Source organism: Christiangramia marina, assembly GCF_048285865.1.
Taxonomy (GTDB): domain Bacteria; phylum Bacteroidota; class Bacteroidia; order Flavobacteriales; family Flavobacteriaceae; genus Christiangramia; species Christiangramia marina.
Genome location: NZ_JBLVTK010000002.1, coordinates 861,013 through 869,758 on the forward strand (window position 1 = coordinate 861,013; position 8,746 = coordinate 869,758).

Annotated in this window: 5 protein-coding genes; 3 read left to right on the forward strand and 2 right to left on the reverse strand. The window is 40.5% G+C overall.

Annotated features, from left to right (window positions below; all coding sequences use genetic code 11):
• Positions 1–82 precede the first annotated feature (82 nt).
• Genes ACNKXS_RS10570 through ACNKXS_RS10580 form a run of 3 tightly spaced genes read left to right on the forward strand, consistent with a single transcriptional unit; the run spans position 83 to position 7,211 of the window.
• Entirely contained in the window at positions 83–4,549 is a 4,467-nt protein-coding gene (locus ACNKXS_RS10570; RefSeq protein WP_417920799.1) for a T9SS type B sorting domain-containing protein, read from the forward strand.
• A 22-nt stretch (positions 4,550–4,571) separates the two neighbouring features.
• On the forward strand, positions 4,572–5,504 hold the full coding sequence (locus ACNKXS_RS10575; RefSeq protein WP_026915128.1) for a PorP/SprF family type IX secretion system membrane protein: 933 nt from the start codon (positions 4,572–4,574) through the stop codon (positions 5,502–5,504).
• A gap of 12 nt (positions 5,505–5,516) precedes the next feature.
• Positions 5,517–7,211 (forward strand): OmpA family protein, encoded by a 1,695-nt coding sequence (locus ACNKXS_RS10580; RefSeq protein ID WP_417920800.1) that lies wholly within the window; start codon positions 5,517–5,519, stop codon positions 7,209–7,211.
• An 85-nt stretch (positions 7,212–7,296) separates the two neighbouring features.
• On the opposite strand, the gene ACNKXS_RS10585 is transcribed toward ACNKXS_RS10580, so the two are convergent.
• A complete protein-coding gene (locus ACNKXS_RS10585; RefSeq protein WP_417920801.1) occupies positions 7,297–7,818 on the reverse strand; it encodes a DUF4136 domain-containing protein in 522 nt (173 codons plus the stop codon).
• Between the two features lie 69 nt (positions 7,819–7,887).
• Positions 7,888–8,746 (reverse strand): GTPase ObgE (gene obgE, locus ACNKXS_RS10590; protein ID WP_417920802.1); only part of this gene is annotated, 859 nt, incomplete at its 5' end.

Consider the following 8,746-nt stretch of genomic DNA (forward strand, 5'->3'; position numbering starts at 1 on the left):
CACCTAGCCTATGCAAAATTTTACCATGAGGTTCAAGGGTAAAATGTTTTACCTTTTTATCTTAACCCTAATTCTGGCAGGCATGTCGTCCGCGTATGGACAACAATGCCCTGTTGTAAACAATCCCAACCAGGAGTTCTGCTATTTAGATACTGTTGGTGATTTAGAAGCTACACCTGCAGCTGGTAAAACATTGAGATTTTATCGTACTTCAACTTCTACAAATCCTATTCCAAACAATGAAATTTTAAGATCAGGTACTTACTTTGCAGGAAATCAAGATGGATCTTGTACAAGTAGACCGCAAATCAACGTAACAGTTGATGATCTTGGAGCTCCGGTTTCCACCTTTGGAAATTTCTTCGAACCATGTGTATATTCTACAGGTTCAGTCACCACAGTTGGGGATTTAAAGGACTTGATAACTCCAGCAGACCCTTCTTTCGATCTTAATGTCTATGCCAATGAATTTGGTAAAGCAAACGATGAATTGTCTGATGCTACTGCACTTATTGCTGGCGAAAATTATTTCATTGGACAGGATGATCCAAGTGACGCTGATTGCAGATTTTCCAGCCGTATCGCAATTGAATTTAATCCTGTAAATGCTTTTGCTCCGAATGCCGCTGCAAATCAAATATTTTGCGAAAGTGACGACCCGAGGGTAAGAGATCTTGAAGCTAGCGCTACAAGTCCAGATACTCAAGCCTTTAGATGGTATAGCACAAGAACTTCTCAACCACCTTTGGCCAACTCTACGCGGTTGATCGATGGAGAAACATATTACGTAAGCCAGATTGTGAATAGAACTAACTCTACTCAACCTCCATGTGAAAGCACAAACAGGAGAGCAGTAACTGTGACTATTATACCTTCTGATGCAGGACCAGACAATCTGGATGAATCAACTTGTGAAGCCAATGCAGACGATGCTTTTAGTTCTACTGAGAACTTAAAAACCCTGTTTTTGGGATTATTGGAGAACAACTTCGATTCAGATACAGATAATGATGTACCAACAAATGGAACTTTTTCAGATAGCAGTTTAAGTGAACTTGTAGCTGCATACACTGGTCCAGGTACTTACTCGACTACTTATAGTGTAGAATTTACCGAGGATTGTACAGATGAAGTTAATCTTGCAATCACTGTAGTAGAAAATCCAGATGCAGGTGATAATACCGAATTAACTTACTGCCAGAGCGATCTTGCAGCACTTATAACTCAGATTGCTACCAACCCTTCTGCAGCTGAAGATGCATTTGCAGATCTTATTGCTGGTGCGGATGCCGGTGGAACTTTTTCCCCAGAGCTTGGAACCATTGCTACTCAATATTTAAATGATGTAGCTACCAATAATTTTCCGGCTTCATATTCAGTAACCTATACGGTTACAACTGGAACTACAGACGATTCAGACTGTTCAGATTCTTCAACTCTTACAGTGAATGTACTCGCAGATCCAGATGCAGGAACAGATGCTACTGCAAGTTTCTGTGAGACTGACGATGACGTTATGACTGCATTCGCAAGCCAAGCTTCGCTTCAAACTTTCATTCTAAACCTTTTAGGAACAGATGACGACAGTGGAAGCTTTAGCCCTTCAATTGCGACACTTTTTTCAAATTATAACAACGGAGTAGTTGGAGCTGAAGATTTTAGCACAACCTATACAATTGCTGCAACTGTAGCCTGTGACGCTGTATCATCCACAGCAACAATCACTATTAACGAAGCCGTTGATGCTGAAGCAGGAACTATTGCAGATGTTGACGGAGTTTGTTCTAATGACGATGTGATCACACTTTCAAACTTATTAGGTCCAGACAGCATCGCTGGTGGAACTTTTTCAAGTGATGATACCACTATTTCAAATGGCATATTTGATCCATCTGTAGCCGGTGCAGGCGATTTTACCATTACTTATACTATTGATGAGGATGACACATGTGTGACCGGTTCAGATTCTGTAGACTTTACCATCTCAGTAGAACAGGCTCCGAATGCTGGACCTGGAGGAGACTTTGTTTTCTGTCAGGCAGAGTTCACGGCATTAGCTGCGCAAATTGCTGCCAATCCAAGTGGACAGGGTGAAGAATTACTGAACGAATTTGATCCAACTATCGCCAGAGGTGGTACTTTCACAGATAACAACCTTGGTGAACTGTTAGCTCAATATGCCGCTACCACAAGTTTTCCTGCGACTTTTACAACAACATATACTGTAAGCAGTGGCACATGTACAAGTTCTGCAGATTACTCAATCACAATTAACCCAAATGAGACTGCTGATGCTGGAGAAGATACTATGGTGACATTTTGCAGTACAGAGGGTGTTGTTGATTTAAACACTGCTCTATCTGGCAGCACGACTGCTGGTGGAACTTTCTCTAGTGATGATCTTACACTATCAGGCTCTACTTTTGACACTGGTATTAGTGGTGCAGGTACATTTACAGCTACCTACACAGTAGATGCAACAACTGATGTTTGCATAACAGGTTCTGATAGCTCTACAATAACTGTTGTTGTAGTGCAAGGTTTTGATCTTGGAGAAGATGTAACTACGATCGTTTGTGAGAATGACGTTGATGCCGCTTTCTTTACTGAAGCAAACCTAACATCGGAATTCAACAATTTACTACCAGAAGATGCTCCAAATGGATCATTTAATCCAAGCATCTCTGAACTGGCAGAAATGTACACTGAAGGTATGACGACTGGTGATTTCACTACTACTTATAGTATTGGGACAAATGAATGTGCAGATTCAGTAGAACTAACTATTACTGTTAGGGAGAATATTGATGCTGAACTAGACGAAGTTGCTAATCCAGCTCCAATTTGTCAAAATTCAGGCGTACAGGATCTAACTAGCTTCCTGGGAGACAATCCAGATTTCGGAGTGTTTGAAGGATATGAGGACGGAACGTTCGATCCATCCATGATGGCGGCTGGTGATTATAGCATAACTTATACTTTAAGTGAAGATTCTTCAGATTGCGTTTCTGGAACAGATTCTATATCGTTCACGATTACTGTGATCGACTCCGCTCTTGCTGGAGATGATGTAGCGGTTACTGTTTGTCAGAATGACGGAGTTCAAAACCTTTTTGATATTCTGGATGGTGAGTTTACAGATAATGACGGAACCTTCACAATAGATGGAAGTGTTATCACAGATGGTCTTATGGATCCGGCAGACTTTATGGCTGGCACTTATATGATCACCTATACAGTAGATGCTGAAAATGATTGTGGTAATGATACTGCAATGATTAGTGTAACTGTGAACGAATCGCCAGATGCTGGAGATGATATGGCTGTTGCCATATGCCAGAACGATGATGTAGTAGATCTATTCAGTCTCTTGTCTGATAATACCGATTCAACTGGATCTTTCAGCCTTAATGGAGATGTAATTGCAGATGGTCTAATGAATCCAGCAGATTTTGATGCCGGAAACTATGCTGTTATCTACACATTAGAAAATGAGAACTGTACTGATGCTGCAACCTTTACTATTACTGTACAGGACGCTGCATTTGCAGGAATGGATATGGAAATCGCCGTTTGTCAAAACGATGGTGTACAAAACCTGTTTGATTTCTTATCAGTAGATGCTGATACAGACGGTGAGTTCACCCTTGAAGATGGTACAGTTGTAACAGATGGAATGATGGATCCTTCAACTTTTGACGCAGGAACTTACACTGTGACTTATACAGTAGCTGCCATCAATGATTGTGGAGATGATACTGCTGAATTTACAATTACAGTTCAGGAAGTAGGAGATGCTCCGGTAGTTGGAGATGCAACTTACTGTGCGATCCTCGATCCAACAGGTGCTGATCTAACAGCAGGTAGTGAAGATCTAACTTTCTATACTGATGCTGATCTTACAATGATGGTTGCTGAAGATGCTCCTTTAACTGAAGGAACTTACTACGTAACTCAGCGTGGAGAAGCTGGTTGTGAATCTGAGGCTACTGCCTTTAATGTAAGCATTACAGATCCTGGAACTCCTACAATCGACGATGCGAATCAAACTTTCTGCCAGTTCGACGATCCAACGATCGCAGACCTGAATGATGCAATCGACCAGACTTCAAATGTAACCTGGTATGCAAGTGCAGATAGTACAGATCCATTAAGTACAGGAACCGCACTTCAGGATGGAGTGACATATTTCGCTTCCCTGTACGACCCAGCATCAGATTGTGATAGCTCACAAAGACTTGCTGTGAACGTTAGCCTGGAATGTGACTTCTTCATACCAGAAGGTATTTCACCAAACGGTGATCAATTAAATGATGATTTCGAGATTAGATATATCGAAGATTTCTATCCTAACTATACTATTGAGATCTACAACAGATGGGGTGACTCAGTTTACAAGGGGAATGCAAATACTCCAAACTGGGATGGTACCAGCAATCAAGGTTCATTCGGTGACGGTTTGTTACCAGTAGGGGTTTACTTCTATTACCTGGACTTCAAAGATGGTAGCACTGAGCCAAGAAGAGGAAAAGTATACTTAAGTAGATAATTAGGATAAACAAGAACAAGAGATGAAAAAAATAATCACAAAATATTTATTATTCGCAGGCATTATCCTTTTCTCTATAAAGGGTATGGCTCAGCAAGATCCGCTCTTCACTCAATACATGTACAACATGAGTGTTGTGAATCCTGCTTATGCGACAGACGACCCGGGCATGTTGAACCTGGGTGCGATTTACAGAATGCAATGGACAGATGTTGATGGTGCACCACGCACCCTCAACTTCTTTGCCCACACTCCGGTAAGTGAGCGTGTTGAACTTGGACTAACTGTAGTTCATGACGAAATTGGTGATGTTGAGAAAACCAACAATATCACGGCAGATTTCGCATACGTGATCCCAACTGGTGACAACACGAAGTTATCTTTTGGTGCAAAGGCAGGTCTTACGACTTTCGATGCTAACCTTGCTAACTTACGTTTAAATGATCCAGGTGATGCAGCATTCCAGAACATTAGCGAAGTATTTCCTGTGTTTGGAGTTGGAGCTTTCTGGTTTGGTGATAAACATTATTTAGGAGTTTCTGCACCTAACTTGTTAACAGCAGATCACCTTGATGACAGTCAGTTGCTTAGAGACAAAGGTTCTGAAGAGATCCATTACTACCTTACCGGTGGTTATGTGTTTGACATTACTGAAAACTTCAAACTGAAACCTTCTACCATGGTTAGAGGGGTTGAAGGATCACCATTATCTGTTGATGTAAATGCGAACGCATTGCTTTACGATCGATTTGAAGCAGGTGTTGGTTATAGATTCGATAAGTCTGTTACAGGCTTGGTAAACTTTCAGGTAACTCCGGGATTAAGAATTGGGTATGCATATGATTACCCAACTTATGACCTGAGCGACGATGGTTCACATGAGATCATGCTTTTATTTGATCTGGACCTATTCGGACTTAAGAAAGGATATGACAAATCACCAAGATTCTTCTAAAACCAGACTAAGATGAAAAATATATATAGTACACTTTTAATTTTATTCGTAAGCATTACCGCTTTCGGTCAAAAGTCTGACATTAGAGACGGAAACAAGTTTTTCGCGAATGCAGCCTATATCGATGCCGCTGATGCTTATGAAAACGTAAATGAGAAATCTCAGGAGATTCTTCAGAATCTTGGAGACTCTTACTTCTATACTAACCAGATGCAGAACGCAGCTGAAGTATATGAGATGTTATTTTTAAGACATTCCGGTGCAGTTGCTCCGGAGTATCAATTCCGTTATGCTCACGCATTGATGGCTCAGGGTAATTATGTAAAAGCCGATGAGTTAATGAATGAGTTATCTGGAAATGACTGGAATCATGAAGAATTCAAGAATACTCTTGATACTGTAGTTCCTCATAAATTCAAGTACGATCAGATTATGAACAACGCTTCATCTTCAGACTTCGGAATTGGATTCTATGGTGATCGTGTAGCTTTTGCATCGACAAGAAACCAGGAACGCCCTATCTATCCATGGAATAAAATGCCAGCATTGGATCTTTACAGTGCACAAATGGATGATGATGGTGAGATGAAAGACATAGTTCTTTTTTCAGATGTTATCAATACAGATGAGCATGAGAGTTCAGCAACCTTCAGTCAGGATGGAAATACTATCTATTTTGACAGAACGAATGAAGATCGTGTGAAAAATGAGAATGATGTTCGTGTAGCTCACATTAGTATTTACCGTGCTGAAATGGTAGATGGTGAATGGACGAACGTTGAAAAACTACCTTTTAGTAGTGAAGAATATTCAGTAGAACACCCAAGCCTAAATGCAGATGGAACGAAGTTATTCTTTGCCAGCGACATGCCTGGTGGAAGTGGATCTTTCGATATCTACGTGGTGGATATCAATGAAGATGGAACCTTCGGAACTCCTCAAAATCTTGGAGCTGGAGTGAACACAGCTCACAGAGAGCAATTCCCTTTCATTAGCGAAAATGATGTTTTATACTTCACTTCAGATGGACACCAGGGATTTGGTAACCTTGACATCTACAGAACTGAAGGAGACTTCAGTGAAGTAGAAAACCTTGGATCTTCTATTAATAGTGGTAACGATGACTTCGCATATGTTGTGAAAGAGAGTGATGAAACTGGATATTTTGCCTCAAATAGAAGAGGAACAGATAATCTATATCAATTCACACGTGAAGAGAATGAGATCGTCGAAGCTCCTACTGAAGTTGATCCAACGAGCGGTCAGGATCTTATCCCGATCGATGGCAGCAAAATCTATTTCGATTTTGACAAAGCAACGATCAAGAAAGAGTCTGAAGTTGTTCTGGATTCAGTAGTAACTTACATGAATGATTATCCAAATATCAAAGTGAAAGTTGAGTCTCATGCAGATGCTAGAGGTTCAGACAGCTACAACATGGCATTATCTAAAAGAAGAGCAGCTTCTACAGTAGACTACCTTGTTAAGAAGGGAATTGACAGAAGCAGACTAACATCTGAAGGTTATGGTGAAACACGTCCAGTAAATGACTGTACTCAACCAACAGGATGTACTAATGCAGAATATGCTAAGAACAGAAGAAGTGCATTTGTAGTATCAAACAGAAAATCTGAAAGTCAGTCGATGACAGAAGATGATTCTGAAGATTCCATGGATGACGATATGATTGAAGACAACGAGAACTAGGTTCAACCTTGTACTAACTATCCAATCAAAATGGAAAGCCCCATGCAATTGCATGGGGCTTTTTTATTAATATAATTGAAGCTGACTATTTCTCTGGCGGATATCCCTCTAAAGCTTTCTCAACTATTTTATCAAAAGCCTTCTGGCGTTTTTCTGGATCAGCGTTTGCATCAAAGCTACTCTCTACTACCGCCTGCCAAACCAAAGCATCTTTCTCTTTGTCTACAAAATCAAATGTAAGCTCCATGTAGGTATCCATTTTCCCTATAGGAATACCTCCGCTCACTCCTACTCCAACATTGCCTCCACCTCCACCAAGGCCAAGACCAACTCTGCTACGATTATCTCTTTCGTACTCCTGCGTATATACATTCACCTGAAGTCCGGCAGTCTCAGATCTACTGAAGCCCTTTTCCTGCATCTTAGAGTTTAAAGCATTTAATAGCCTTCCCTGATCTAGCTGATTGAGTCCTGTTTGTAAATCGGAATAAATTGAATAAGAATTGTATTGATCGAACTGAACCGTTTGATCGTAATCGTAGACTGCCCGTGGTGTATTACAGGCAGCCATAAATAATAATAAAGTAGATATTTTTAGAATTTTCATAACCGGTTTTTTCTAAAAATAGCCAAAACCAGCCGGAGCAAACACCTGTTTAACAGGAATTAAACAAGCTTAATTAAGCATTTGCCATAATTTATCCTTCAGCTCTTGAAGTCCTTTTTGAGCTACGGAAGAAATAAACAGGTATGGAAAATCAAGTTCTTTATCCAGTTGCGATTTCATTTCTGCCTTAAGTTCCTCATCTAAAAGATCACTTTTCGAAATTGCGATCAACCTGTCCTTGTCCATCAATTCAGGATTGTATCGCCTAAGCTCATCAACAAGAATATCGTACTGCTCTTTAATATCCTTCGCATCTGAAGGAATTAAGAAAAGTAGTGTTGAATTACGCTCGATATGTCTTAAGAATCGATGCCCAAGACCTCTACCTTCGGCTGCTCCTTCAATGATCCCAGGAATATCTGCAACCACGAAAGTTTGAAAATCACGATACTGAACAATCCCTAGATTTGGCTTTAGAGTGGTAAATTCATAATTGGCAATCTTTGGTTTTGCAGCAGTAATTACTGAAAGTAAAGTAGATTTTCCAGCATTAGGGAAACCTACCAGACCAACATCTGCAAGAACTTTTAGTTCCAGAGTAATATCTACCTGCTGCCCATCAATACCTGGCTGAGCATAACGCGGAGTCTGATTGGTCGAACTTTTAAAATGCCAGTTTCCCAGTCCTCCTTTACCACCTTCGGCAATTATAAATTCCTGACCATCTTCAGTAATTTCCTTGATGATCTCATTAGTTTCAGTATCCCTGATCACAGTACCTAATGGCACATCGATGTATTCATCTGTACCCTGAGCACCAGAACTTCTCTGTTTACTCCCATTACCGCCATGCTCAGCTTTTACGTGCCGCTTAAATTTAAGATGGAATAATGTCCATAGGTTTTCATTCCCTTTTACGATTACGTGG

What these genes read in the sequence shown, in the direction of transcription:
- ACNKXS_RS10570 (WP_417920799.1), top strand. Translation starts at nt 83, where the DNA reads ATGTCGTCCGCGTATGGACAACAATGCCCTGTTGTAAACAATCCCAAC.
- ACNKXS_RS10575 (WP_026915128.1), top strand. Translation starts at nt 4,572, where the DNA reads ATGAAAAAAATAATCACAAAATATTTATTATTCGCAGGCATTATCCTT.
- ACNKXS_RS10580 (WP_417920800.1), top strand. Translation starts at nt 5,517, where the DNA reads ATGAAAAATATATATAGTACACTTTTAATTTTATTCGTAAGCATTACC.
- ACNKXS_RS10585 (WP_417920801.1), bottom strand. Translation starts at nt 7,818, where the DNA reads ATGAAAATTCTAAAAATATCTACTTTATTATTATTTATGGCTGCCTGT.